At 51.7% G+C, this 25,104-nt stretch carries 26 protein-coding genes; 22 read left to right on the forward strand and 4 right to left on the reverse strand.

The window, feature by feature from the left end:
* The 15 genes from JJU47_RS08735 to JJU47_RS08805 form a co-directional block, all read left to right on the forward strand.
* The coding region (locus tag JJU47_RS08735; RefSeq protein WP_228618318.1) for an SDR family oxidoreductase at positions 1-379 on the forward strand (379 nt) is incomplete at its 5' end.
* Positions 380-474: 95 nt separating this feature from the next.
* Positions 475-1,251, forward strand: a complete 777-nt coding sequence (locus tag JJU47_RS08740) for a YmfK family protein (RefSeq protein WP_024371601.1) — start codon at positions 475-477, stop codon at positions 1,249-1,251.
* Between the two features lie 48 nt (positions 1,252-1,299).
* Positions 1,300-2,151, forward strand: a complete 852-nt coding sequence (locus JJU47_RS08745) for a helix-turn-helix domain-containing protein (RefSeq protein ID WP_300997720.1) — start codon at positions 1,300-1,302, stop codon at positions 2,149-2,151.
* Positions 2,152-2,181: 30 nt separating this feature from the next.
* Complete coding sequence (gene pgsA, locus JJU47_RS08750; RefSeq protein ID WP_228618323.1) at positions 2,182-2,760, forward strand: CDP-diacylglycerol--glycerol-3-phosphate 3-phosphatidyltransferase; 579 nt, start codon at positions 2,182-2,184, stop codon at positions 2,758-2,760.
* Between the two features lie 59 nt (positions 2,761-2,819).
* Positions 2,820-4,049, forward strand: coding sequence for a competence/damage-inducible protein A (locus JJU47_RS08755; RefSeq protein ID WP_228618325.1), 1,230 nt, complete (start codon positions 2,820-2,822; stop codon positions 4,047-4,049).
* A gap of 76 nt (positions 4,050-4,125) precedes the next feature.
* Entirely contained in the window at positions 4,126-5,175 is a 1,050-nt protein-coding gene (gene recA, locus JJU47_RS08760; RefSeq protein WP_228618328.1) for a recombinase RecA, read from the forward strand.
* Positions 5,176-5,360: 185 nt separating this feature from the next.
* A complete protein-coding gene (gene rny, locus JJU47_RS08765; protein WP_228618330.1) occupies positions 5,361-6,923 on the forward strand; it encodes a ribonuclease Y in 1,563 nt (520 codons plus the stop codon).
* 48 nt (positions 6,924-6,971) lie between these two features.
* A complete protein-coding gene (locus JJU47_RS08770; protein WP_228618333.1) occupies positions 6,972-7,766 on the forward strand; it encodes a TIGR00282 family metallophosphoesterase in 795 nt (264 codons plus the stop codon).
* Positions 7,767-7,792: 26 nt separating this feature from the next.
* A complete protein-coding gene (locus JJU47_RS08775; protein ID WP_024371608.1) occupies positions 7,793-8,053 on the forward strand; it encodes a stage V sporulation protein S in 261 nt (86 codons plus the stop codon).
* Between the two features lie 169 nt (positions 8,054-8,222).
* On the forward strand, positions 8,223-9,299 hold the full coding sequence (tdh, locus tag JJU47_RS08780; RefSeq protein ID WP_228618336.1) for an L-threonine 3-dehydrogenase: 1,077 nt from the start codon (positions 8,223-8,225) through the stop codon (positions 9,297-9,299).
* A 15-nt stretch (positions 9,300-9,314) separates the two neighbouring features.
* Positions 9,315-10,496, forward strand: coding sequence for a glycine C-acetyltransferase (locus JJU47_RS08785; RefSeq protein ID WP_228618339.1), 1,182 nt, complete (start codon positions 9,315-9,317; stop codon positions 10,494-10,496).
* Positions 10,497-10,592: 96 nt separating this feature from the next.
* On the forward strand, positions 10,593-11,111 hold the full coding sequence (locus JJU47_RS08790) for an RNA polymerase sigma factor (RefSeq protein WP_228618342.1): 519 nt from the start codon (positions 10,593-10,595) through the stop codon (positions 11,109-11,111).
* Positions 11,108-12,133, forward strand: a complete 1,026-nt coding sequence (locus tag JJU47_RS08795) for a hypothetical protein (protein ID WP_228618344.1) — start codon at positions 11,108-11,110, stop codon at positions 12,131-12,133. The genes JJU47_RS08790 and JJU47_RS08795 overlap by 4 nt, the downstream gene beginning before the upstream one ends.
* Positions 12,134-12,280: 147 nt before the next feature.
* Positions 12,281-13,492: a hypothetical protein gene (locus tag JJU47_RS08800; protein ID WP_228618346.1), complete on the forward strand. Its 1,212-nt coding sequence runs from the start codon at positions 12,281-12,283 to the stop codon at positions 13,490-13,492.
* 334 nt (positions 13,493-13,826) lie between these two features.
* Positions 13,827-14,309 carry a hypothetical protein gene (locus JJU47_RS08805; protein ID WP_228618348.1) on the forward strand — a complete coding sequence of 161 codons (483 nt, stop codon included), beginning with the start codon at positions 13,827-13,829 and terminating at the stop codon, positions 14,307-14,309.
* Positions 14,310-14,332: 23 nt separating this feature from the next.
* Here JJU47_RS08805 and JJU47_RS08810 read toward each other — a convergent pair whose 3' ends face one another.
* Complete coding sequence (locus tag JJU47_RS08810) at positions 14,333-14,881, reverse strand: DUF4256 domain-containing protein (RefSeq protein WP_228618350.1); 549 nt, start codon at positions 14,879-14,881, stop codon at positions 14,333-14,335.
* Positions 14,882-14,970: 89 nt separating this feature from the next.
* Between JJU47_RS08810 and JJU47_RS08815 the strand changes: the two genes are divergently transcribed.
* The 4 genes from JJU47_RS08815 to JJU47_RS08830 all read left to right on the forward strand — a co-directional run bounded on the left by JJU47_RS08815 (position 14,971) and on the right by JJU47_RS08830 (position 19,826).
* Positions 14,971-15,798, forward strand: coding sequence for a hypothetical protein (locus JJU47_RS08815; protein ID WP_228618353.1), 828 nt, complete (start codon positions 14,971-14,973; stop codon positions 15,796-15,798).
* 705 nt (positions 15,799-16,503) lie between these two features.
* A complete protein-coding gene (locus JJU47_RS08820; RefSeq protein WP_228618355.1) occupies positions 16,504-18,321 on the forward strand; it encodes a hypothetical protein in 1,818 nt (605 codons plus the stop codon).
* A gap of 18 nt (positions 18,322-18,339) precedes the next feature.
* Positions 18,340-19,194, forward strand: a complete 855-nt coding sequence (locus JJU47_RS08825) for an ATP-binding cassette domain-containing protein (RefSeq protein WP_228618357.1) — start codon at positions 18,340-18,342, stop codon at positions 19,192-19,194.
* The gene (locus JJU47_RS08830; RefSeq protein ID WP_228618360.1) at positions 19,194-19,826 is read left to right on the forward strand and encodes a hypothetical protein; all 633 of its coding nucleotides are present in this window, start codon (positions 19,194-19,196) and stop codon (positions 19,824-19,826) included. The genes JJU47_RS08825 and JJU47_RS08830 overlap by 1 nt, the downstream gene beginning before the upstream one ends.
* A 239-nt stretch (positions 19,827-20,065) precedes the next feature.
* Here the strand turns inward: JJU47_RS08830 and JJU47_RS08835 are convergent, their stop codons facing one another.
* On the reverse strand, positions 20,066-20,215 hold the full coding sequence (locus JJU47_RS08835; protein ID WP_228618363.1) for a hypothetical protein: 150 nt from the start codon (positions 20,213-20,215) through the stop codon (positions 20,066-20,068).
* A gap of 143 nt (positions 20,216-20,358) precedes the next feature.
* Between JJU47_RS08835 and JJU47_RS08840 the strand changes: the two genes are divergently transcribed.
* Entirely contained in the window at positions 20,359-20,907 is a 549-nt protein-coding gene (locus tag JJU47_RS08840) for a GNAT family N-acetyltransferase (RefSeq protein WP_228618366.1), read from the forward strand.
* On the opposite strand, the gene JJU47_RS08845 is transcribed toward JJU47_RS08840, so the two are convergent.
* The gene (locus tag JJU47_RS08845; protein WP_228618369.1) at positions 20,908-21,303 is read right to left on the reverse strand and encodes a hypothetical protein; all 396 of its coding nucleotides are present in this window, start codon (positions 21,301-21,303) and stop codon (positions 20,908-20,910) included.
* A 55-nt stretch (positions 21,304-21,358) separates the two neighbouring features.
* A complete protein-coding gene (locus JJU47_RS08850) occupies positions 21,359-22,375 on the reverse strand; it encodes a site-specific integrase (protein WP_228618371.1) in 1,017 nt (338 codons plus the stop codon).
* Positions 22,376-22,479: 104 nt separating this feature from the next.
* Here JJU47_RS08850 and hflX point away from each other — a divergent pair, with 104 nt between their 5' ends.
* Together hflX and JJU47_RS08860 are read left to right on the forward strand one after the other, a co-directional pair.
* On the forward strand, positions 22,480-23,724 hold the full coding sequence (gene hflX / locus JJU47_RS08855; protein ID WP_228618374.1) for a GTPase HflX: 1,245 nt from the start codon (positions 22,480-22,482) through the stop codon (positions 23,722-23,724).
* Between the two features lie 3 nt (positions 23,725-23,727).
* Positions 23,728-25,023: a methionine gamma-lyase family protein gene (locus JJU47_RS08860; RefSeq protein ID WP_228618376.1), complete on the forward strand. Its 1,296-nt coding sequence runs from the start codon at positions 23,728-23,730 to the stop codon at positions 25,021-25,023.
* Positions 25,024-25,104: the final 81 nt, after the last annotated feature.

The raw sequence follows: 25,104 nt of genomic DNA on the forward strand, positions 1-25,104 counted from the left end.
CCTCGTTCAACGAGCTGTCGAAGCGAAACCGTATGATCGACCGCTCGACATCGTCGTCGTCTCGAGTGTCTGGGGCGAGGTCGGGGCGGCTGGGGAAGTCTTTTACTCGACCGTGAAGGCGGCACAGCTCGGTTTCGTCAAGTCGTTCGCCCGTGAAGCCGGTCCGTTCCGGGTGCGCATCAATGCCGTCACCCCGGGCTGGATAGATACGCCGATGAATGATACGGTAGAAGAGACGAAAGAAGAGGCCGTTCAAGAGATCCCGCTCGGTCGGCTCGGCCACGTCGATGAAGTGGCGAGGACGATCCGGTTTCTTTGTTCATCGGAGGCCTCTTATATGACCGGTGCCATCCTTCGCATCGACGGCGGTTGGCAGTGACGACTTCGTGAAACAGAAAACGAGTTCTTTTCAATTCTTCTAAAATAATTTAGAATGGACAAGGTAGCGAACGTGCATCGGAAAGGGTGGATGGGATGGATCATAAGTTCGAAGAATGGTATCTCGAGTATGAACTTTGCCAAAATCGGCCCGGTATCCTCGGTGATATCGCTTCGCTGATGGGGATGCTCCAAATTTCGATCGTGACGATCAACGGTGTCGACTTGCAACGCCGCGGGATGCTCTTGAAAGCTCCAGCCGCCGACCACGTCCATCGGCTCGAACACATTCTTCGTAAAATGGAGGCGATCGCCGTCATCAAGCTACGGCGACCGAAACTTCGAGACCGCATCGCGATTCGGCACGGGCGTTATATCGAACACGATAACGACGATAAAAAGACGTTTCGGTTCGTACGTGAGGATTTAGGTGTGCTCGTCGACTTCGTCGCTGAACTGATGAAAGAAGAACGGCACTTGTTGATCGGCGTCCGTGGCAATCCCCGTGTCGGCAAGACCGAATCGATCGTGGCCGCGAGCGTATGTGCGAATAAACGATGGTTGTTCTTATCGTCGACGCTCATGAAGCAGACGGTACGCACGTCTTTATTCGAAGAAGAACGAGAAGGCGATCACGTCTACATAATCGACGGGGCCGTCTCGACACGGACGATGGATGAGCGGCACCGCCAACTGATTCGAGAAGTTATGCGTCTGCCGGCCGTCAAAGTGATTGAACATCCTGACCTTTACGTCCGGAACACCGATTGCGTGTTTGAGGACTTTGACTATATTATCGAGCTGCGCAACAATCAAGATGAAGTGATCATCATCCCGCAAGAGACGCATCGTGAAGCAGAATGGTTTGAATAATTATTTGAATGGAAGGTGTGGACCCCTGTGACAGAACTAGGGACTTTTTTGAAACAAAGGCGTGAGGCGAGCGGTCTGACGCTCGACCAAATCCAGCAAACGACGAAGATTCAAAAGCGCTATATCATCGCGATCGAGGAAGGTGATTATAAAAATCTCCCTGGTTCGTTCTACGCACGGGCGTTCATCAAGACGTACGCCGAGTCGCTCGGTCTAGACGTCGACGAGTTGTATGAGACGTATGCGAAAGATTTGCCGAAGATTGAGCCGCAACCGACCGTGCAACTGTCACGGAAACAGACGTACTCGAAAGCATCTGAGACGTCGAGCCGTGTGTCGCGGTGGGTACCGAAAGTCATGCTCGTCCTCGTCGCCTTCTTGCTCATGACGGCCGTCTGGTATGTCGTGAAGAACTTGAACTTCGGGGAACAAGACGCATCGCCTGCCGAACCGCCAAGTTCTGGTGTGACGATCAATCAAAACGAGGATGTACCGGAGGAAGAGCCGGTCGAAGAAGAACCGGTTGAAGAAGAACCGGTCGAGGAAGAGCCGCAAGAAGAGACCGGACCGATCGCGGTCACGGAAACAAACGGTGCCGATCTCACGTATGAGATCGCGACGGCCGACAAGCTCACGACCGAGATTCATGTGAAGGATTCCCCGGCGACGTACGTCGGTGTCCGGGATACATCGCTCGAAGGACCGTTCCTCGCGCCGGAGTATCCGAACCAGTCGAAACAAAACCCGATCGTCATCGAAGATGCAGAGACTGATACGCTCCGCATTCGCATCGGTTTGATCGGCGGCGTCGAGAAAATCGTCGTCAACGGGCGTGAGCTCGAACTTGCCGATTCACCGGTCACACAAAATATTTTTGTAAAGAGAGTCGACGCTGAATAAGGCGACTCTCCTCAAGAGGAGGAGTTCTCGATGAACCTACCTAACCGCTTGACGATGCTCCGGGTCATTCTCATTCCCGTGTTCGTCGTCTTGCTCGCTGTAGACTTTGAGTGGGGAGACATCGCTTTCCTCGGAGCGGAAGTCCCGCTCCATCAATTTTTAGCCGCGGTCGTCTTCACGATTGCCGCGATCACAGATTGGCTCGACGGTCATTTGGCCAGAAAGCACAACTTGGTGACGAACTTTGGGAAGTTCATGGATCCGCTCGCGGATAAGCTGCTCGTCACGGCAGCGCTCGTCTTGCTCGTTGAGATGAACCTTGTCGCGGCTTGGGTCGTCGTCGTCATCTTGTCACGTGAGTTCGCCGTAACCGGGCTCCGACTCGTCGCTGCCGATGAAGGAATCGTCGTCGCGGCCGGGAAATCCGGCAAGGCGAAGACGTGGGTGCAATTGTTTGCCATCATCTTCTTGCTGTTCGGCAATCCGATTTTCAGTTACGTCGGGATTCCGTTCGGAGAGTGGGCGATGTGGCTCGCACTCGTCTTGACCATCTATTCGGGCGCCGAATATTTCGCGCAAAACTATAAGATCATTGTAAAATCGATGTGAGTCGATGAGACGAGTTGTGACGCAACTCGTCTTTTTTTGAATCGTGAGGAGGAAATCAAGTGCAACGGACCGAAATCATTGCGGTAGGTTCTGAACTTCTGCTAGGGGAAATCACGAACACGAACGCCCGTTACTTGTCACTTCAACTGTCGAAATACGGGCTGCCGGTCATGTATCATATAGTCGTCGGAGATAATCCGTCGCGGCTCGAGGAGACGTTCGCTACGGCGAGGCGTCGGAGCGACCTCGTCATCGTCACCGGAGGACTCGGTCCGACGAACGATGACATCACGAAGACGGTGCTCGCCGAACTTCTCGGCCGTCCGCTCGTCCGTGACCGCGACTCGTTACATACGATCGAACGGTTCGTCGCTTCAAGAGGGAGAGCGATGAATGAAGGCGACGAGCGTCAAGCGGACGTCGTCGAAGGGGCGGAAGTGCTCTTGAACCCGGTCGGCCTCGCCCCGGGCATGTGGCTCGAGGAGGAAGGGACGACGTGGCTCCTTCTTCCGGGTGTGCCGCGCGAGATGGAGGCGATCGTCGCCGCGACTTTCCCAATCAAATTCTCAGGGGCAACGCTCGTCTCCGAGTCGCTACGCTTTTATGAGATTGGGGAGTCAGCGCTCGATGCGGCCGTTTCAGATTTGACGAACGGTTCCAATCCGACCGTCGCACCGTACGCTGAGGCCGGGGAGGCAAGGCTTAGGGTCAGTGCGCGCGCCGAGACGGAAACCGAGGCGAGACGTATGATCGACGAGGTCAAACGAGAGCTGTTAAACCGTGTCGGGACTTACTATTTCGGGTCAGACGAGGATACGGTGGCGACCGCGTTGCTTCGTGAACTTGACCGCCGTCAGGCCACACTATCCGTCGCCGAGTCGCTGACGGGCGGACGCGTCCAAGCGATGCTCACGGCCGTCCCGGGCGCCTCGAACGTGTTTCGTGGTGGCGTCGTCACGTACTCCGACGAGCTAAAAAATAGGTGTTTAGGGGTGTCTCTTGCTACAATTGAGTCACACACGGTTGTCTCAAAAGAAGTGGCTTCTGAAATGATCCAAGGCCTCATCCGTCTGACGGACACCGACTACGGACTGGCCTTCACCGGTGAGGCAGGCCCTGTCTCGAGTTCAGGACAAGCGGTCGGGACGGTATTCATCGGTGTGAAATCGAAGAACGGGATCGAAGTGATCGAACGTGTTTACCCGCATCAAGACCGGCACGTCATTCAGGACCGGGCCGCAAAAGACGGAATGTGGGCACTTCTGCAACGAGTGAAAAAAGGCGAATAAACGTTCGCAAAAAACTTGTGTATCGTCTCCCGTTCGCTTATAATGATAGTATCAATCAAAGGAGGCTCATTTATCTATGAGTGATCGTAAACAAGCGTTAGACATGGCATTGCGCCAGATCGAGAAACAATTCGGTAAAGGCTCAATCATGCGCCTTGGTGAAAATACAGATCAGCAAGTATCCGTTACTCCGTCAGGGTCGATCGCCCTTGACATCGCCCTCGGCGCCGGTGGCTACCCGCGCGGACGTGTCATCGAAGTATACGGACCAGAATCTTCAGGTAAGACGACGGTGGCACTTCATGCCATCGCCGAAGTGCAAAAACGCGGTGGTCAGGCAGCGTTCGTCGACGCCGAGCACGCGCTCGACCCGAAATACGCGAAGAACCTTGGCGTCAACATCGACGAGCTCCTCTTGTCTCAACCGGACACGGGTGAGCAGGCGCTCGAAATCGCGGAAGCGCTCGTTCGTTCTGGCGCGGTTGACATCCTCGTCGTCGACTCGGTTGCGGCACTCGTTCCGAAAGCCGAGATTGAAGGGGAAATGGGCGACTCACACGTCGGTCTTCAAGCCCGCCTCATGAGCCAAGCGCTCCGTAAATTGTCAGGAGCGACGAACAAGTCGAAGACGATCGTCATCTTCATCAACCAGATCCGTGAGAAGATCGGGATCATGTTCGGAAACCCGGAAACGACTCCAGGTGGACGTGCCCTCAAGTTCTATTCGTCGGTCCGTCTTGAAGTCCGTCGTGCCGAAACACTCAAGCAAGGACAAGATATGGTCGGGAACCGGACGAAGATCAAAGTCGTCAAAAACAAGATCGCGCCACCGTTCAAGACGGCGGAAGTCGATATCATGTACGGTGAAGGGATCTCTCGCGAAGGGGAACTCATCGACATCGGGGCTGACCTTGACATCGTTCAAAAGAGCGGTGCCTGGTACTCGTATAACGAGGAGCGCCTCGGGCAAGGTCGCGAGAACGCGAAACAGTTCATGAAAGAGAATCCGCAAGTCGCCGCGGCTGTCGAAGAACAGATTCGCGACCACTACGGTTTGAACGGCGAGAAGACAGTCACCGTCGCTGCAGAAGACGACGATGTGTTGTCATTGCTCGATGACGAATAAGTACGTTTGCTCACTCGGTTTTTCCGAGTGAGATTTTTTTAGTATAATTTTTTTATGAATTGGTAGTTCTATCCTGTCCGTGCATTGCATTCTCCTATGTAAATAAGTACAATAAAGCTATACGCGGGCTCGCTCGCGTATTCATTCATGAAAAAATAAAATAACCTTGCGAAAGGGAGGTGAACATGATGGAATGGCTATTAGAGCTTATTCTGATCCTCCTTTTGCCGATAGCTTTTGTTGCAGGTTTTTTTGTGCGTAAATCGATCGCCGAAGCGAAGATTCAAGGTGCTGAGACGGAAGCGACCAAGATTGTGGAGCAAGCGAGACAACAATCGGAAGCGATGCAAAAAGAAGCACGGCTTGAAGTAAAAGAAGAGATGATTCAACTTCGCAATGAGACGGAACAAGAACTGCGCGAACGTCGCGAAGAGCAAAAGGTGAAAGAGAATCGCCTCGTTCAAAAAGAAGAACTGCTCGACCGGAAAGCAGACATGCTCGAACGGAAAGAGGACTCACTCGACGAACGAGAAGCGACACTAGCGAAACGGAAGCGTGAAGCTGAGACGCTCGAGAGCAAAGTGGAGGAACTGTACGAGGAAGCGCGCCAAGAACTAGTACGCGTCGCGGCCTTGTCAAAAGAAGAAGCACGGACCATCATCATGGACGAAGCGAAGCAGGAAGCGCTTCACGATGCTGCTCTCCTTCAAAAAGAAATCGAGCAAAAAGCAAAATTAGAAGCTGATAAAAAAGCGAAACACTTATTGTCGCTCACGATGCAACGTTACGCCGCCGAACACGTCGCTGAGACGACGGTATCGGTCGTCAACTTACCGAGCGACGAGATGAAAGGACGCATCATCGGGCGTGAAGGACGTAACATCCGGACGCTCGAGACGCTCACGGGCATCGACCTCATTATCGATGACACGCCGGAAGCGGTCATCCTGTCAGGGTTTGACCCGGTCCGTCGTGAAATCGCCAAGATGACGCTTGAAAAACTCGTTCAAGACGGACGGATTCATCCGGCCCGCATCGAAGAGATGGTCGAGAAGTCACGCCGTGAAGTCGACGAACGCATCCGTGAATACGGGGAAGAAGCGACGTTTGAAGCCGGCATCCACGGGGTTCATCCAGACCTCGTCAAGACGCTCGGTCGCATGCGTTACCGGACGAGTTACGGGCAGAACGTGCTCGCCCATTCGGTCGAAGTCGCTCACCTCGCCGGCATGATGGCCGCCGAGCTCGGGGAAGACGTGACGCTCGCGAAACGGGCCGGTCTTCTACACGATATCGGGAAAGCGATCGACCACGAAGTGGAAGGCAGTCACGTCGAAATCGGCGTCGAACTTGCCACGAAATACAAAGAACATCCGGTCGTCATCAACTCGATCGCTTCCCACCACGGGGACGTCGAAGCGACATCGACGATCGCGGTGCTCGTCGCAGCGGCTGACGCCTTGTCAGCGGCGCGCCCTGGCGCCCGTCAAGAGACGCTCGAAAGCTACATTCGTCGCCTAGAGCGCCTCGAATCGATTTGCGAATCGTTCGACGGTGTCGAGAAATCGTATGCAATCCAAGCAGGACGCGAAGTCCGCATCATCGTTCGCCCGGACGTCGTCGACGACGTCGTAGCGAGCAAGATGGCGCGTGACATCTGTAAACGGATTGAAGATGAGCTCGATTACCCAGGTCAAATTAAAGTGACGGTCATTCGTGAAACGCGTGCCGTCGATTATGCGAAGTAAAAAGCGGAGACATTCTCCGCTTTTTCTATTTACAAGGAGGAAACTCAAATGAAAGTTTTATTCATCGGTGACGTCGTCGGACAGCCGGGTCGTGAAATTTTGGCCGCCCAAATCGGTCGCTTGAAAGACAAATATAATCCGACGTTCCTACTCGTCAATGGCGAGAACGCGGCGAACGGGCGAGGGATCACGAAAAAGATTTACCAACAGTTCCTCGAGCTCGGTTTTCACGGTGTGACGATGGGCAACCATACGTGGGACAACCGCGACATCTTCGACTGGATCGATGACGCCGACCGCATCGTCCGTCCGGCCAACTATCCGGACGGGACACCTGGCGTCGGGATGATGGTATTGAAGCAACGCGGTAAAAAACTCGCCGTCATTAACGTGATGGGCACGGTTTTCCTTCCGTCGCTCAGCTGTCCGTTCCGGAAAGCCGACGAACTGATAGACGAGATTAAAGATGACGTCGATGCTATTTTCGTCGACATGCATGCTGAGGCGACGAGCGAGAAAATCGCGATGGGTTACCACTTAGATGGCCGCGCGCAAGCAGTCGTCGGTACACATACCCACGTCCAGACGGCTGATGAGCGTGTGCTCGCGAACGGGACAGCGTATATTACCGATGTCGGGATGACGGGGCCGCTTGACGGCGTGCTCGGCATGGACGCGGACGTCGTCTTGAAAAAATTCCTGACTCAGCTGCCGGTCCGGTTTGAAGTTGCCGAGGGACGGGAACAACTTAATGGAGTTTTAATCACAATCGATGACCAATCGAAACGAGCCACAAAAATTGAACGCATACACCTAGATGATCAGACCGTTTGGTTTGATTGAACAACCTACCCGAGGGGGAAACAAGAATGGACGTACTCAAAGTTTCGGCAAAATCGAATCCCAACTCCGTTGCGGGTGCTCTCGCTGGCGTACTTCGTGAAAAAGGCACGTGTGAGATTCAGGCAATCGGCGCCGGTGCGCTCAACCAGTCGATTAAGGCGGTCGCCATCGCGCGCGGTTTCGTTGCACCGAGCGGACTCGACTTGATCTGCATCCCGGCGTTCACAGATATTTTAATCGACGGAGAAGAACGAACTGCGATCAAGCTCATCATCGAACCGAGATGAGCTTGCAGTCGGGACATAGGTCCTATTCTTGTAAAGAGAAGCCATCGGCGCGGATGGCTTCTCTTTTTTTGTTTGAAATCCGACGTTCTGTCTTCTCAGTTTCGTCATTTTATGACAAGATGAAAGAGAACGTGAAGTTCGATTAAGAGACAAGAGGGGGACGTTTTCGATGGAACAGCTCGTGTCAACGACAGAGAAGGAAGCAACGACACCTGTTATGAAAGCGATTCAAAAGCATACGGCCGGGTTCGGGGCACAATTGGTCGAGGTACCAATCCCGACACCAGGACCGGGTGAAGTATTGATCAAAGTGACGGCGACATCGATTTGTGGGACTGATGTCCACATTTACGAATGGGACGACTGGGCGAAGAGCCGGGTCAAGCCGCCTTACGTGTTCGGTCACGAATTCTCGGGGGAGGTCGTGGCGCTAGGGGAAGGAATAAAGCGCATCAAGGTCGGTCAAGCCGTTTCGGCCGAGACGCATATCGTCTGTCACCAGTGCAAGCAATGTTTGAGAGGGCAGTATCACATCTGTAAAAACACGAAAATCATCGGCGTCGACACGCAAGGCTGTTTCGCCGAGTACGTCGTCATGCCGGAAGAAAACTTGTGGGTCAACCCTGAGTCGATGCCGACGAAGCTCGCCTCGATTCAAGAACCACTCGGTAACGCCGTCCATACCGTGCTCGCGAGTGACGTCTCGGCCAAATCGGTCGCCATCGTCGGCTGCGGTCCGATCGGTCTCATGGCCGTCGGTGTCGCCAAGGCGGCCGGTGCTAGCCGCGTCTATGCGATTGACGTCAATCCGTATCGGTTGAAGCTCGCCGAAGATATGGGGGCGGACGTCGTCATCAACAGCATGGAGCAGAATCCGCTCGAGTTGATCATGAACGAGACGGACATGGACGGAGTTGACGTCGTCTGCGAGATGAGCGGGCATCCGGTCGCAATCGACCAAGCGTTCAAGATGGTGACGGCAGGGGGCGATGTGAACGTGTTGTCGCTTCCAGCAAAACCGGTCGCGCTCGATTTGACGCGTGACGTCGTCTTCAAAGGCGTCCGGGTTCAAGGGATCACGGGCCGTAAAATGTACGAGACGTGGAGCCAAGTGTCGACGATGCTCGCGACCGGCCAACTGAACGTCGAACCGATCATCACCCACGTCTTCAAGCTCGAGGAGTTCGAGCAAGGTTTCGAGCTCATGCGGGCCGGGAAATGTGGAAAGGTCGTCTTACTACCATAAACAGGGGGAATCGATATGGCATTTGAACATATTACAGAAGCAGTCAATGAAATGAAGCAAGCGGGCACGTTCCGCTCGCTCGTGCCGCTCGAGTCGGCACAAGGGAACGAAGTGACGATCAACGGCAAGTCGCTCGTACAATTGTCGTCGAACAACTACCTCGGTCTCGCCAACCATCCGCGCTTGAAACGAGCGGCGATTGAAGCGGTCGAAGCGTTCGGTGCCGGCACCGGCTCAGTCCGGACGATCGCCGGCACGTTCGAGATGCACGAGGCGTTCGAACGCGAACTCGCCGAGTTTAAACATACGGAAGCGGCGCTCGTGTTCCAGTCGGGATTCGCGACGAACCTTGGCGTGTTGTCGGCCCTTCTCGGTCCAGAAGACGTCGTCATCAGTGACGCGCTCAACCACGCCTCAATTATCGATGGGATTCGTTTGACGAAAGCGGCCCGTCGCATCTACAAACACGTCGACCTCGAAGATTTAGAGGCGGCGTTGAAAGAGACGCAAGACTACCGGACGCGCCTCATCGTCACGGACGGCGTCTTCTCGATGGACGGGAACATCGCCCCGCTACCAGAAATCGTCGAGCTCGCCGAGAAGTATGACGCGGCGGTCATGGTCGACGACGCGCACGCGTCAGGTGTGCTCGGTCAGAACGGCCGCGGAACGGTCAACCACTTCGGGCTCGACGGACGGGTGGCGCTCCAAGTCGGGACGCTCTCGAAAGCGATCGGTGTCCTCGGCGGCTATGTCGCCTGCTCGAACGACGTCCGTGACTTCTTGATCCAAAAAGGACGTCCGTTCTTGTTCTCGACGTCGCATCCGCCAGCGGTCGTCGCGGCGAACCGTGAAGCGATCCGTGTCATGAAAGAAGAAGAAGAGCTGTTCGACAAGCTGTGGGCGAACACGGAGTTCTTCAAGACGGGTCTCCGTGACCTCGGCTTCGACATCGGGCACGCGACGACACCGATCACGCCCGTCATGCTCGGCGAAGAGACGCTCGCGCACACGTTCTCGGACAAGCTGAAAGACCACGGCGTGTTCGCGCAAAGCATCGCCTTCCCGACGGTCGAGAAAGGCAAGGCACGGATCCGGACGATCGTGACGGCAGAACATACGCGTGATGACCTCGAACGCGCGCTCGCGGCCTTCAAGGCGGTCGCCGAAGAATTGAACGTCACGCTCCACGCATAAGCTTGAAACTGCAGACGAATCGTCTGCAGTTTTTTCATGCAACGAAAGAGGCGGCTGTTGACTCTAATCTATGACAAACAAAAGGAGGTCGACCGGATGGAACAACGAAGACGTCTCGTCAAGCGGGCGCAAAACGGGGATGAGGAAGCGTTCATCGCCCTGATGCGTCAATATGAATCGGTGCTTTATGCCGGTGCGAGTCGAATGTTACGACATGAAGCCGACGTTGCGGATGTGATGCAAGAGACGGTGCTGATTGCTTATACGAAACTTCATACGCTACGCGATGCGACGTTCATCCATACATGGTTATATAAAATCATGTTGAATGAATGTCACCGACTCATCAGAAGGCGGGAACGAGAAGGAACTGGGAACGCACCAAAGCAGGACGTCGGGACGAACGATACATACACTGTCGAACTTGAAGAAGCCATCCTCGCACTCTCGACAACATATCGTGAGGTCGTCACGTTACGTTATGTGATGGAGTTGACAACACGAGAGATTGCAGACGTGCTCGAGATACCGGAAGGAACCATTAAAGCAAGACTTTCACGGGCGAGACAACAGTTGAAAGAATCTTATTACCGAGAGGAGCGTGAATCAGGATGAAAGAAGAGCTAGATAAACGATTGAGCCAATTGAACAACGAACCGGATGTGTCGAATCTTGCACGCCAAGCGTTTGATTCCAGTTATGCGCACGTAAGAAATGAAGCAAGGGCAAGTCGTAAAAAACGAAAGAAGCCAATTTATATGCTACTCACAATGGCCGCGGCGTTGACGCTCTTCACCATGCTCTCTCTCGATGGGACAGTACTCGCCACTTTCAACCGTCTGTTTTCGTTCCAAGACCGTGGCATTAATCAAGTCGCTATGACGTCAGAAAAGAACGGACGGACAGAGTCTGCGACCGATCAGCATGTCACCATCACACTAGAACAGATAATCGCAGGACAGCATAAACTGGCGCTTCGTTTCGCGATTGCTGGTGACGACATTCAACTTGGGGACGTTACAGAGTTCAATCTCGAATACCGGATTCAAGCAAAAGATGGAACGTACCTGGATGAGTTTATCTCTGATACGAAACCTTTGAATGGAGATGGTGGATTGATTGGTCATCGCTTTGACACATACATCGATCAAAAAAAAGGCGTAACAATCCACGAAATATTGGCTGAATCAAAAGATCGTGACATCCCATCTCTTGACGGGGCGAAGATTCACATCGAGACGTTACAGTGGATGCAAGGCGATCGGAGTCAAACCGTGAACGGGAATTGGATGCTGCCGCTCCATACAACTTTACCAAATGAAATCATGCGTTATGAGGTGTCTGGTAAAGTAGGAAAAATCGAGGTCGTCCATGCGGTCACGGATATGACGTCCACGCATGTCGTTATGCGTGTGGACGGGGAGAGATATGATGAAAATTTCTTTTTCGATAACGTCTATTTGAAGGATGGGAATGGGATGATTTATCGAATCGAGACAAATTATCAGATGGAAGTGATGAATGGGAAAACGACACTGACGTTCCATCTGCCATATACAATCAAGGATGCGACTCAAAAAATTGATTTAGGAATCAAAGGGATAGACATGGTGACCATGACGGATTCAGATAAATAAATGGCGTGACGCGTACCGTATAGAGGTACGTGTTTTAATTTTGAAAAAAATGGTAGACTTATTTTAGTTTATCCACTAAAATTTTAAAAGATGTATAGAAATATGCTGTTTTCTATAAGTGGACAGTAAATGAAAAGGTAGACAACGATGAATCGAAAATGGAAGTTATTACTTTGTATTTTAGGATTATGTGCCCTCTGTTGGATTGCTTTCGATTATTTTGATCAAAACGCAGACGCCGAGTCGCTCCCGATCCGATCGACGGACGTGACGAATATGACCTTCTCGCCTCATAAAGGCAGTCTGTTCTTACTTTATCCAGACCGTTACGTCAAAGCGGGAACAGAGGCAAACAATACGTATTTTGTAGAAATAGGGCGGGACGGTAAGGTTTTGGATGAACAGGTCATCCGAGACCCGGACTTCGGATCGATCGCCTTAGACCAAAAAATGGAGAAACCCAACCTCCTCTATGCGACATTGGATCAGGCTCAATACGCAAATCATTTTTACACGTTCGACATGCATGCCAAACGATTCACGAAAGAAGTGGTCACTTACTTCGACTATGATGTGATGATCGAGTCGGTGAGCCATCAAGGAACCGACACTTGGTTCAAGACGCTCACGTCGCATAAGACGGGGAAACAAACCTACATCGAAGGCAAAGGTTTTCCGGCCACGATTTCAAATTACGAGCGGCAGGCGAAGTATGAGACAGCCCCCGAACTCGATCCGAACTCGCAAAAGATTTTAGAAACGGACCGTCACATCGCCTATGTGACCTCGCTCGCGGTGTCTGACGAGCGGGACCCGGGTGGGATGGTCTTTCTGGACAAGGTGACCGGTAAAGCGACCGTCTTTCAAGGGGAGGAGGAGCCGTATGAATACACCACGCTCTACTCGGATGGCACGAACGCCTATTTTGCCGACAGTCTCGGGCACATGTATCGGATCGATGACGACGGGGAGATGACGACGAAAGCGATCCCGCTCCTGGTGAACGCCTACTACAATGCGGATCCGATTCGGATGACGAGTGAAGACTCAGGGTATCAAATCGTCTCAAAATATGATCCGTTCACAGAAAACGAGGAACTGATCGTCGTGAAGTGGACGTTCGGTAATGCGTTCACGGTCGAGGAGGTAGAGCGTCCTTACTGGAACAACAATAACCTTTATCGCTACCTGTATTACAACCCGCTGTTGAAGCGGTCGTATATCGTGGAACGTGATTTTGAGTCGGGACAGGACGACGAGGTCGAGACAGGGAGACTTTTGATTGTGGACGAGCAGATGAACCTGATTGAAGCGATTCCAGTAAATCATCCATGGGGACTCGATTTCGTGATTGAGTGATTTATAGCTGGTTTTTTATTTCAAATACCGGATTAAATTATTAAAATTGGAGAAATATCATAATGACTGATTTTATTTTACTTGCATGCATGAGTATACTTTTTTCGACATTGGGCATTTATCTACTGATTAAACCGGGGAAAGCAATCGCGGATCATTCGGGGAACGTGGATAGCATCATCGCTACGATTGTGATTCATGTTGTACTTGTATTCATGACGACGAAACATCTAGGCGCAATCTTGCTACTCGTCGGCATCGGGCTAGGCATTATCCTGTACGTGGGATTATATGACGCATTGCTCCCACACGTACGAGCGATGAGGGTGCGATGATGGGCCAACTTTCAAATGTAGTAGTCGGATCATTCATGACAGCGGAAGAATTCTCGATTCTGACGATTTCCCCGCTGTTTATTATTAACGTTGTGATTGGGATTGGCATTTTAATCGTCATCTGTATCATCGACGTGGAGTCGTGGAAAGAATTTTTCTTATTTTTAGGAATGACGATTTGGGCCTCACTGTTCGTATCAGTGTATGGGATGGCATGGTACGTACGCATCAAATATGATACATCGCCGGATTTCACGGCATCGTTTGGGATCGATTCATTCCCTGGATGGGGAGCTTACTTCAGTCAAATGATGCATGGTTCAAACGTCGCACAGAATGCGCTGCTTCATGCTATCTTTCTGTTTTGGATGCGTAAAGACAATGCCTGGTATATGTGGTTGCTAAAAGGACCCTCGCTCTTTTTCATAAGCCTCTTCTTTATCAAATACATTCCGGTCGTCTTCCAGTGGCTCTTCACGTAAAAAAGCAAGGCGCTAAGCCTTGCTCAAATCTTGAACATCCCGCGGAATCCACGGGCCGCGTAATACGAATCGGCCCCGTTGTGATAGACGAAGATATGGTCATAGCGGCGGTCGCAGAACAAGGCGCCGCCTTTTTGACGAATCGTCTCTGGCGTTACAATCCAACTCGACGTTTTCAAATCGAACGTACCGAGCGTCTGCAAATGGCGATACGTCGCTTCGTCGAGTAGCTCGAGTCCCATCTGTTCAGCCAACACGACGGCACTCCCATCCGGCTTGTTCTTCTTCCGCGCGGCTAACGCCTGCTCATCGTAGCAAAGGCTCCGGCGCCCGCTCGGACTTTCCGGTGAGCAGTCGCAAAAGGCGAGGTCACCGTTCGGAAGTCGAATCACATCAGGTTCACCGCCGGTCCGTTCCATTTCAGAGAGTATAAGGATCTGGTCCGGATTCGTCTCAAGCTTCGTCAACACGTCTGACCAGACGACGTCGGGATGCCGCTCCATGTGGGTTTGAAAGCGCGATTTGAGCGTGTTTAACAAGTCGATTGTTTCTTCGTTTGAGAGGTTGGCCATGATTCTTCACTCCGTTTCAGCAGTTTTTATCAGTATAAGATATTTTTCGTCATCTATTTATAATTCATTTAGCGAAAGGGGGATGTACGGTGAACTTTGATGAGGTGAATGTTCAGGAGCTACACGCGCAGACGTTCCAGACGATTGATTTTTTTCAACTCAAAATGATTTGGTCTGATTGTCTGCCGCATGCGTCTTACCGCGTGACAGACTTTTCAGAGCTGAACTTACATGTGACGAAGCAAGAATTACTTCAGCTTCGATGGATCGATTTGACGTTACCGATTGGCATTTATTCGAATGAAAAACTAGTCTTTTTGTATAATTCGTATCATCGTAAATTATATACAGAACAAGTTGTGTCCATCGAGCTAGCCGGACACGATGTTTCCTTCCTCGATTTTTTATTAGCACACAGTCAAACGTTTCATGATCCAGATTCATTCTCTGCAAAAATGGGGTCACTCTATGATTTTTCGTGGGACCATTTGCGGGACAGCCAATGGAGAGAGTTTTATTTACCGAAGTTGAAAGAACCTACATCATTCATTGTTTATTTATTGGTTACGCTTGGCGCTCAATCATTTCACATCGTTTCATCAAAGAATGAATTTTTGTCCGGTTTTGAAATCTGGGCGAAAGGGGCGGGATGCGACCATTCGATAGAATGCATCGGGAAATGGGTGTGGTCGAAGACGTATAAGGTGAGCTGTGACGTCTCACAACTTTCAGAACACGCCTTGCATCAGCTTGTGTCAATAATAAACCAATATGAGGAGTGGGAAGGCGTTCGATTCCTCATCCCGACCGAGACAGAAACCGTCTCACTGTTCATCGGAGACGATTTCACGCAAGGTGAGGGGTACGGTGTGTTTCAGTATAAACATCCTGGAGAAGTGATTTCCAATGAGATTTGAAGATTTGTCCTGTATGACGGGATGATGCACGTGTTTGCTTTCAACTAGGACATCGGTCCGAAACGTCTGACGTTCCAGCTTCAGCTTCTCGACCACCGCAAGATGTTCGAAAAGGTGACGCATCAGTTGAGGTATCTCCTAAAATTTCCTCAGTGCGGTAACTTCATTCTACACGAGGCCTCGCAAAGGCTTTTTATTCTTCTTGAAATATTTCACTTGTTTTTATAATTGATCTGACTAAAGGAAATTTAAATAACCTAACATGTTAAAATATCCTTTATATTTACATTATGTATTTCATTTGGAATAATGATGATAACGCATTCATCTTTGATAATTTGTCTAATCAACTTTTACATAGTAGTTATCTTATCTAGTTTTATTTAATAAATCTTATACAGTCCAAATTATTCGTTGTTAATCACTTCTTGTTCAAATCATTCTTTAGAATGAGAAGCGTAGTGAGTCTGCTAAATTCAGCATCGGAGATTCTTTTAACCCGATGTCATTTCACATTTAAGTGAGGCGACCATGAAACATAACATTTTGAAAGAACTAATCCTGTTTTATTTCAAACAGATGCTTCGAAACGCGATGTATTGGATTGCGCTTCTTTTCATCCCAATCGTCCTCATCTCTCAAATCCTCACCAGTGTGCGCGCTCCTTTTGAGTACATGGTGTATCCTAGCGTGATGAGGGGCGTTGTGATTCCGATTCAGGCCGTCATGTTGATTGTGAGCGTCTTCATGTATCGTCTCACCTCGGATGAGGCACAATATCGGAGTCAGGTGACACTTCCGAACATCATGTGGATTCAATTCCAACGGGTCGGCGCCATCCTGTTCACCCATCTGTTTTTTTCGGTTTGTGCACTCATTCTCGGCCTACTTCCGGTCGTCGCTTACTTTTTGGCCAACCAGATCGAGACGTGGTCCATTTACCGTCAATTGTTCACACATTCGCTGATTTTCTATTTGCTTCCGCTATTGATCGCGGCCGTCTGGGGGATCAATACCGGCCTCTTGTTCGGGAAAAAACGAGTGGGTATCCTCGTTCTCTTTTTGATATGGGTGCTTTTCGGGCCATTGAATACCGAGCTATTTTCCACGTTCTTCCGACAAGGGTATAACGGTCCGAACGCCTTCTTCTTTATCGGTCCCTTGCAACCGGAGGTCGTCTATTATGAGCTGACTGGTTATTTGAGCAGTCCCGCATTGCTCATCAAAAACGTTCTGATTTTGGGCTTCCATCTCGCGATCACCCTGTTCATCATCAGCCGCTGGGCCATCAGGCGGAATCACCGGGCCCAGATGACAGCCCTGACAATCCTTTTGCTCTCATTGGTCGCGTTCAATGCTTCTGACGCGATGGAGCATGACCAATTGGTATTCGACCGCTCGCTCGACATGGAGACGAAACAACACTACGAGCCGTCATATCCCTATGATTTCTCCCAGATCGATCCATTGCTTGACTATGAAATCGACGACGTTCAGTTGACGCTAGAGAAACAACGACAGGATGAGATCGAGGTCAAGGCGGACTACACTTTAACCTCGGGCACAGAGACCATCGCCTTTTCGCTCTATCATCCGTTTCAGGTGAAGCGGATCGACGTGAACGAAGAGAACGTCTCGTTCCGTCAAGTCGGTGACTTCATCGAGGTCGAGGACGTCATGGTCGATGTACCCGCCACCTTGACGATCCACTATACGATCCATAACACCAATCGATTCCCAATCACGAGAGACGTCACCTATTTGCCTGCTTGGTTGAACTGGTACCCGACAAAACAAGCGCACCCGAACAGTCGATTCGGGTCTGAGAACTTCAGACCGGTGATCAATCGGACCGAACGCGTCCCTGTCACGCTGTCTTATCCGTCTGAGCAACAGCTCATGACGAACCTGACGGAGCACGCCCAAGGACGTTTTACAGGGGAGCAAGCGGGCGTGACCTTGTTGGAGGGGTTCTTTACCAACTATAAGATAGATGACACGGAACTCGTCATCGACCAGTCGTGGACCCCACCCTCATCGTATTGGCCCGTCGTTGAAGAGACCCTTCACTCCATCAATGCGATCACTGAGAGCGAGTTCGGCCTGTCACGCTCGCTCCCGGACACGGTCGTGCTCTTATCCCCTAGCCTCGAGAAGTTCAGCTATCTCGACGAGGAGCATCTCCTCCTCCATGTCGGAAGCAACTTACGATTGGACCATGACCTGTCAGAGGTCGTCCGAGCGTATATGGCGGCCGTGTTCTGGTCGCACTCACGGACGGACAGCCAAGTCCAGCCGTCCCGGATAACGTTTGACGACTCGATGGCCTATTGGCTAGCCGTCGAGTTGAACCTTCCGTCACCGCTACCCCCGGACCCATTCTTTTTAAAAGGGGTTCTGACAAGTAAAGAACTCCTGGTCTCCGAAAAAATGATCACAGAGTTTATGGGGTTATCGCATGAGGCGCAGCTGATCTTTTTGAAGGAGTGGTATCACGAGCTGAACGGCCCGCCCGAAATATAAGCAATCTGGAGGTACACCATGATCCAAGTGGAACACATCGTGAAAATATACAAGAAACATACGGTCCTTGACCACGTCTCGCTCGACATCGAGGGCATCTACGGGTTGCTCGGGTCCAACGGCGCGGGCAAGACGACGCTTATGAAAATCGTCTGTGGGTTAACGAGCGCCTCCGGCGGGGACATCCGAGTGGACGGTCGCTCGATGATGAGACGGAGATATGCGGATACGGCCGGGATAATCGGTTTTTTACCTCAAGATTTCAATCTCTATCCGTCCTTGCCCGTCGAGGAGGTCTTGAGTCATCTTGCCCTTTTACAAGGGATTGTCGATCGAAACCGACAGCGAGAGGTCGTCCAACAAGCACTGGAACGCGTGAATTTGAGTGACAAATCACATCTGAAGATGGAGGAGCTATCCGGTGGGATGCGTCGGCGGGTCGGAATCGCGCAACTGTTGCTTCGCGAGCCGAAAATCCTCGTCTTCGATGAACCGACGGCGGGGTTGGATATCGAAGAGCGGATCCGCTTCCGGAACCTCTTGCGAGAGCTGAGCCATGACCACACGATCATCATCTCGTCGCATATCGTGGAAGATATCGAGTTCTTATGTACGAAGATCGGTCTCTTGTCGAACGGTCGTCTCTTGTTTGAGGGGACACCGGACGAATTGAAAGCAAAGGCGGCGGGGGCGTTGGCAGAGTCACTGATCCACCTCGAGGAATTGAATGGATGGGTGAAGGAGCGTGACGTCGTGAATATCGAAGAGACGCCGGAAGGATTGCGCATCCGGTATTTCGATGAGGTAGGGAGTGACGACAGCATCGTCCCACGCCTCGCAGACGGTTATCTGGCCGTGATGAGGGCGCGATGATGGGCATGTATCAAGGATTGAAAATTCAACTGTTCGACTGGAGATATCAGCGGCTACTCGGATACATCCCGCTCGTCTTCTTTTGTCTGACGCTATTTATGGTGACGCAGCGTGAGTTTGGCCTGAACACAGCCATTCAAATCGTTCACGCGCTCTATCTGCCGTGGATCGCTTGGTCCGCAATTCTTTACTTTCAGCCACTTCATGACACGGGGGCCTACTATGCGCTCATCCACCATTATCGAAAGTGGTTCGGATTCAATTTCATCTTCCTGCTCACGTTGTATGTGTCGGGCTACTCTATTTTGATACTGAGTATCGACGGTGCGTTCCGGTTGATTCAGACGTATCCCATCATAGTCGTGCATCATCTACTGTTACTTACGCTCTACTGGATGATCGGGGCCGGTCTGATTCTCCTTTTAAAAAGCTTCGAATATGCAGCTGCACTTGTGCTGGCCTACACGCTCATCGAGGTCGTCACGCGAGGCGAATTCATGCCATGGCCACATATCTTCTACTTTAATGAATTTTATGGGGATCCGATGTACGTGCAAAAGATCGGTATGCTTGTGACCATTTCGTTCCTCTTCTTAGTGTTGACCCTTATACGGTTGTTTAAAAGAGTATGAATACTAACGAACTTAAACTCTGATAAGGACATAAAACAGGCGCCCTCTCACCGAGAAGGCGCCTGCTTATTATGCAGATTGGACCAGTTCGTCCATCAAATCAATTCGTCGACCAAGCCAGACGAGCGGAACGGTCAAACCTGCCCCAATCAAATAAACAGCCGAGATTGGCAGTCCGTCCGCCAGCATTCCAAACGTCAGGCTTTCGATGCTGAAGGTGAAGAAAAGGCCGCTCACGGTCATACGATTGTGACGACAATCCGGAAACTGGCCGCAGCCAGGGCGGAACCGGTCTGTTGATACAATAAGGCGATCAAGGCGACGATATAGAGCACGTCACCGATGTTGGCCGGCCATTTACTGGCCAGCAACAAGTAAAATGACTTCATCTCATACTCCTCCACAGCTATTCAATTTTGGATGGGATGGATAAAGCCAGCTTACATATTTTCACCGCTTTCAAATTATTTACAAATAGTTTACGATATAGCAACGAAGGACACAACAATTGGAAGTGGATGGAGGGAACCCCATGTTACGATACGACATCAGTGAGGATTTATCGCTACGCATGTTCACTGTGAACGACGCAGAGGCGTTATTCGAACTGACGATGGCGTCGAAGCCATACTTGCGGGAGTGGCTCGGTTGGCTCGATTACGTCGAGACGGTCGAAGACTCTAAGCGAAACATCGAAGGACGAATCAAAGGATTGATCGAGACCGGTGGCTATCCGAAGTCGTTCGCGCTCATCTATCAAGGCGAGCTCGCCGGGACAGTCGGCTATAATGAAATCGACCGTGGGATCAAATGTGGGACGATCGGCTATTGGCTAGGTCGAGATTTTCAAGGGAAAGGGATCATGAGTCAAGCGCTTGAGACGCTCATCGACTATGGATTCCGCGACCTCGGACTTAATAAAATCGAGATTCGGGTCGCGACCGGGAACATGAAGAGCCGGGCACTGCCGGAACGGCTCGGTTTTAAGGAAGAAGGTGTGCTACGTGACGCCGAGTGGTTATACGACCGCTACGTCGATCACGTCGTCTACGGCCTGTTGCGAGATGAATGGGCCCATTGATTATGACGTTTTGAAATAATGGCCGAGCAGTTGATCGGTGATGAAAAATAAGGTCGCGCTCATTAATCCGATTAAAGACGCGAAGTTGAACAGTCCGCTCTCGAAGATGGACGGGTCGAACAACAGTCCATATGGAATCACAAACAACCAGCCGCCAATTAGATGGTAGAACAAAGACGTCATCCGCTTTGAGCGGAATGGCGTCTTTTCACTGAGATACTCAGACAATAGCGAAATCGTCGTCCCGTACAGAAACACGACGGGGACGGCGAATAAGGCATAGACGAGGACGCTCTGCCAATACGACAATTCGAATGCATCTGGGAGCACGAGCGGTAGGACGAACGGAATGATAAACAAGCTAAACAATGCGGATTGAATCTTTTGGAATAACACGACCTCTCCTCCTTACATCATTTCTGAAACGAACAAGCCGTCATCGTCATCTGTTTCAAGATGACGACTGGTCGAGGATGGCTTGCTTTGGTGATCCGTAAAGCGTCTCACCGAACTCGGCATACGCCTGCTCGTATCGGCGAAGCGATGACTCTTTATGCATGCACGTGACGTTCATGCGTTCAATCGGGGTCATGTCTACCGCGTATGTCTTCAGGACGTGGGCGTTCCGGAGCATCGACGGGGTGACTGAGCGGGGGAGACCGCTCCGTTCATTCAACTGACGCATCATCTTCGTGATCATGACGATCGTCAGTTGCTTCGGCTGATTCTTGGCGTACACCCAACGGAACGTCATCCGGGCGAAGTCGAATGAGACGAAGACCGGGTCTTCCGAATACCACCGCGGGCGGACCGGCGTCGGGATGTCGGCGAGATAGTTCATGAGGAGCGACTGGTCTTCAGGCGTCAACTTCAGCGTGAAGCGGTTGCCGAGACGGTCGTACACATCGAACTCGTGGCTTGCGAGATGCAGGTCGTTCATCCGGAGTCGGATGATGTGGTGGACGCGCAGTCCGTATTTATAGAACAGCGTCACGATCAGTTCATTCCGGTTGACGAGGTACGGATGGGCTTGGAGCTGGTTCTCACTCAGACCGCGTGTCGAGCGAATCGTCCGGACAAGTTTGTCGAACTCGGTTTCGAGCGCGATTTGGTCGACCGTGAGCGTATGGGCCGGTTGCGCATAGTGGAGCATCTTTTTCCGGAGCGGGTTCAAAAACGTCGTCAAGCTGTTGATGACCGTCACAATTCGGGCGACCGTCGCTTGTTGGTATAGTTTCTCTTCGATAAGGAAGTCGTTGACGAACGTCTTCCACGATTCGAGCGGGATGGCGAGCCAGTCCTGTGGTGTATCAAGTTCCACGTTATGGTCATGGAAGTATTTATGGACATCGATCAAGTCGTAGCGATAGCGCTTCAGCGTCGACGGTTGCCGTCCGCTCGCCCCGAGGTGATACAAGTACGTCTCGATATACTCCGGGAGTGGATAGTCTTTCGTTCGTTTCGTCATCTTCGTTCCTCCTTCTCATTCTATCGTACCACAAACGGACGTTCTCCATTCCTCGATTCGTGGTAAGATGAAGGATGAGACTGAATAAGGAATGAGGAATGTATATGGAAAGAGAGAAAGTGATCATCGTTGGCTGTCAGCTACCGACTGTCGACGATTGGACATATGAACAATCGATGGGAGAGCTCGTGGAACTCGTCGATACCGCCCGAGGCGAAGTCGTCGCCCGGCTCGACCAGAAGCGGCAGCAAGTCGACCGCCGCACGTTTATCGGGAAAGGGAAAGTCGAGGAACTCGCGGCACTGATTGAACAGTTCGAACCGGACATCGTCATCTTCAACGCGGAGCTGTCACCGGCCCAGTCGAAGAACATCCGCATCTCACTGAACGATCCCGAAGAGATGAAACTGATTGACCGGACGCAACTCATCCTCGATATTTTTGCGGGACGGGCTCAATCGAAAGAAGGGAAGCTCCAAGTCGAGCTTGCCCAAATGAATTATTTGTTACCGCGTCTGATCGGACAAGGCACGCAGTTGTCACGTCTCGGAGGCGGTATCGGAACACGAGGTCCTGGTGAGACGAAACTCGAGTCGGACCGTCGTCACATCAAACGTCGCATCGACGAGATCAAGAAACAGCTCGAAGGCACTGTCGCGCACCGTGACCGTTACCGCGAGCGCCGGAAAGAGAACCGCGTGTTCCAAGTCGCGCTCGTCGGCTACACGAACGCCGGCAAGTCGACAATCTTCAATCGTTTGACGGATGCCGACACGTACGAGCAGGACGAACTGTTCGCGACGCTCGATCCGCTCACGCGCGAGCTTGAGTTGCCGCGCGGAGGGAAAGTGTTAATTACGGATACGGTCGGGTTCATCCGCGACTTACCGACGAAACTCGTCGCCGCGTTCCGTTCGACGCTTGAGGAAGTGTTAGGGGCCGATCTCGTCTTGCACGTCATCGATGCCTCGAACCCGCACTATATGAACCAGATTGATACGACGAACTCGGTATTAACAGAGCTCGGTGCGAGCGAGTTGCCGCAGCTCGAGGTGTACAACAAGAAAGATCGGTTGACGGAAGATTTCGTCGGGGGTCCAGTCGTCATTTCCGCTCTTGACCCGAACGATATCGAGACGCTCATCGGGGCGATCGAAGACAAGATTTGTGACGTCTTGACGCGTGTGGACATCGTCCTCCCAGTCAACGCGTTCGAGCATTATCATCCGGCCAAAGAGGCGATGTATCGTCTCGAAGAGAAGTTTTTAGACGACGGCTCGGTCGAACTTGTCGGATACATGAGAGAAGATACGCGTCTATATGCGACGCTGAAACAATTTGAGGTGTGACGTATGTGGCAAGAAAAGATTGAACATTACGAAGAACTCGCGCCGTTCGTGAAAGCGGCGGAACGTCGAATCAAACCATTCGTGGAAATGATTGAGGAAACGGCGGAATATAACCAATTCCGCGTCCTCGAATCGTTTAAAAAGCATAAAGTGTCAGACTTCCATTTCAACCCGACGACCGGGTACGGGTATGACGACATCGGTCGCGATACGCTCGAGTCGATTTACGCGGACGTGTTCGGGGCGGAACTTGCTTTATGTCGTCCGCAGATCATCTCGGGAACGCACGCCATCGGGATCGCCTTGTTCGGCGTCTTGTTGCCGGGCGACGAGCTACTGTATATCACGGGCAAACCGTACGACACGTTAGAAGAAATTGTAGGGATTCGTGGTGATGGGCGCGGATCGCTCAAAGAGCTCGGCGTCTCGTATGACAAAATCGAACTGAAGGACGACCGCATCGACGTTGATGCCGTCGTCGCGCGAATCCGTCCCGAGACGAAACTCGTCGGGATTCAACGGTCGAAAGGGTATGCTAACCGGCGGAGCATTCCGGTCGAGGAAATCGGGGAAGCGATCAAACGGATCAAGGCGGCGCACCCGCACGTGTACGTGTTCGTCGACAACTGCTACGGCGAGTTCGTCGAGACGAGCGAGCCGACACATGTCGGCGCCGACCTCATGGCCGGATCGCTCATTAAAAACCCGGGCGGAGGGCTTGCCAAGACGGGCGGCTATATCGCCGGGACACGCGAACTCGTTGAACGTTGTTCGTTCCGGATGACGACGCCGGGAATCGGCAGTGAGGCCGGTCCGTCACTTTACTCGCTCCAAGAGATGTACCAAGGTTTCTATATGGCCCCGCATACGGTCGCCCAAGCGTTGAAAGGGGCCCATTTGACAGCGAGCCTCTTGTCGCTTCTCGGCTTCGAGACCGACCCGCATTACACGGAGCGGCGCACCGATCTGATTCAGTCGGTGACGTTCCGCGACCGTGACAAAATGATCGCGTTCTGTCAGAGCATCCAAATGGCGTCACCGGTCAATGCGCACGCGCTGCCGGTACCGGCCTATATGCCGGGTTATGAGGACGACGTCATCATGGCGGCTGGAACGTTCATTCAAGGGTCGTCTATCGAGCTGTCAGCCGATGGACCGCTCCGTGCGCCTTATACGGCATACGTGCAAGGCGGATTGACGTACGCGCATGTGAAAGTCGCGTTAATGCTCGCCTTGAGCCAATTACGCACGAAAGGACTCGTTAAGTTTGACCAAGAAAACATCACGACAACGTTGTAACCGAAATGTCATGTTAACTTTCTTAACATCTATTGACAGGAAAAGTGTCATGTATTATTCTCACAGTGTAAGACAGCAAAG

The sequence above is a fragment of the Exiguobacterium sp. genome, from assembly GCF_020832205.1.
In the GTDB taxonomy this organism is placed as follows: domain Bacteria; phylum Bacillota; class Bacilli; order Exiguobacteriales; family Exiguobacteriaceae; genus Exiguobacterium.

Excerpts from the sequence above, each read along its gene's own strand:
- JJU47_RS08740 (WP_024371601.1), top strand. The coding sequence starts at position 475 with ATGGATCATAAGTTCGAAGAATGGTATCTCGAGTATGAACTTTGCCAA.
- pgsA (WP_228618323.1), top strand. The coding sequence starts at position 2,182 with ATGAACCTACCTAACCGCTTGACGATGCTCCGGGTCATTCTCATTCCC.
- recA (WP_228618328.1), top strand. The coding sequence starts at position 4,126 with ATGAGTGATCGTAAACAAGCGTTAGACATGGCATTGCGCCAGATCGAG.
- rny (WP_228618330.1), top strand. The coding sequence starts at position 5,361 with ATGATGGAATGGCTATTAGAGCTTATTCTGATCCTCCTTTTGCCGATA.
- JJU47_RS08770 (WP_228618333.1), top strand. The coding sequence starts at position 6,972 with ATGAAAGTTTTATTCATCGGTGACGTCGTCGGACAGCCGGGTCGTGAA.
- JJU47_RS08775 (WP_024371608.1), top strand. The coding sequence starts at position 7,793 with ATGGACGTACTCAAAGTTTCGGCAAAATCGAATCCCAACTCCGTTGCG.
- tdh (WP_228618336.1), top strand. The coding sequence starts at position 8,223 with ATGGAACAGCTCGTGTCAACGACAGAGAAGGAAGCAACGACACCTGTT.
- JJU47_RS08785 (WP_228618339.1), top strand. The coding sequence starts at position 9,315 with ATGGCATTTGAACATATTACAGAAGCAGTCAATGAAATGAAGCAAGCG.
- JJU47_RS08790 (WP_228618342.1), top strand. The coding sequence starts at position 10,593 with ATGGAACAACGAAGACGTCTCGTCAAGCGGGCGCAAAACGGGGATGAG.
- JJU47_RS08795 (WP_228618344.1), top strand. The coding sequence starts at position 11,108 with ATGAAAGAAGAGCTAGATAAACGATTGAGCCAATTGAACAACGAACCG.
- JJU47_RS08800 (WP_228618346.1), top strand. The coding sequence starts at position 12,281 with ATGAATCGAAAATGGAAGTTATTACTTTGTATTTTAGGATTATGTGCC.
- JJU47_RS08805 (WP_228618348.1), top strand. The coding sequence starts at position 13,827 with ATGGGCCAACTTTCAAATGTAGTAGTCGGATCATTCATGACAGCGGAA.
- JJU47_RS08810 (WP_228618350.1), bottom strand. The coding sequence starts at position 14,881 with ATGGCCAACCTCTCAAACGAAGAAACAATCGACTTGTTAAACACGCTC.
- JJU47_RS08825 (WP_228618357.1), top strand. The coding sequence starts at position 18,340 with ATGATCCAAGTGGAACACATCGTGAAAATATACAAGAAACATACGGTC.
- JJU47_RS08830 (WP_228618360.1), top strand. The coding sequence starts at position 19,194 with ATGGGCATGTATCAAGGATTGAAAATTCAACTGTTCGACTGGAGATAT.
- JJU47_RS08835 (WP_228618363.1), bottom strand. The coding sequence starts at position 20,215 with ATGAAGTCATTTTACTTGTTGCTGGCCAGTAAATGGCCGGCCAACATC.
- JJU47_RS08840 (WP_228618366.1), top strand. The coding sequence starts at position 20,359 with ATGTTACGATACGACATCAGTGAGGATTTATCGCTACGCATGTTCACT.
- JJU47_RS08850 (WP_228618371.1), bottom strand. The coding sequence starts at position 22,375 with ATGACGAAACGAACGAAAGACTATCCACTCCCGGAGTATATCGAGACG.
- hflX (WP_228618374.1), top strand. The coding sequence starts at position 22,480 with ATGGAAAGAGAGAAAGTGATCATCGTTGGCTGTCAGCTACCGACTGTC.
- JJU47_RS08860 (WP_228618376.1), top strand. The coding sequence starts at position 23,728 with ATGTGGCAAGAAAAGATTGAACATTACGAAGAACTCGCGCCGTTCGTG.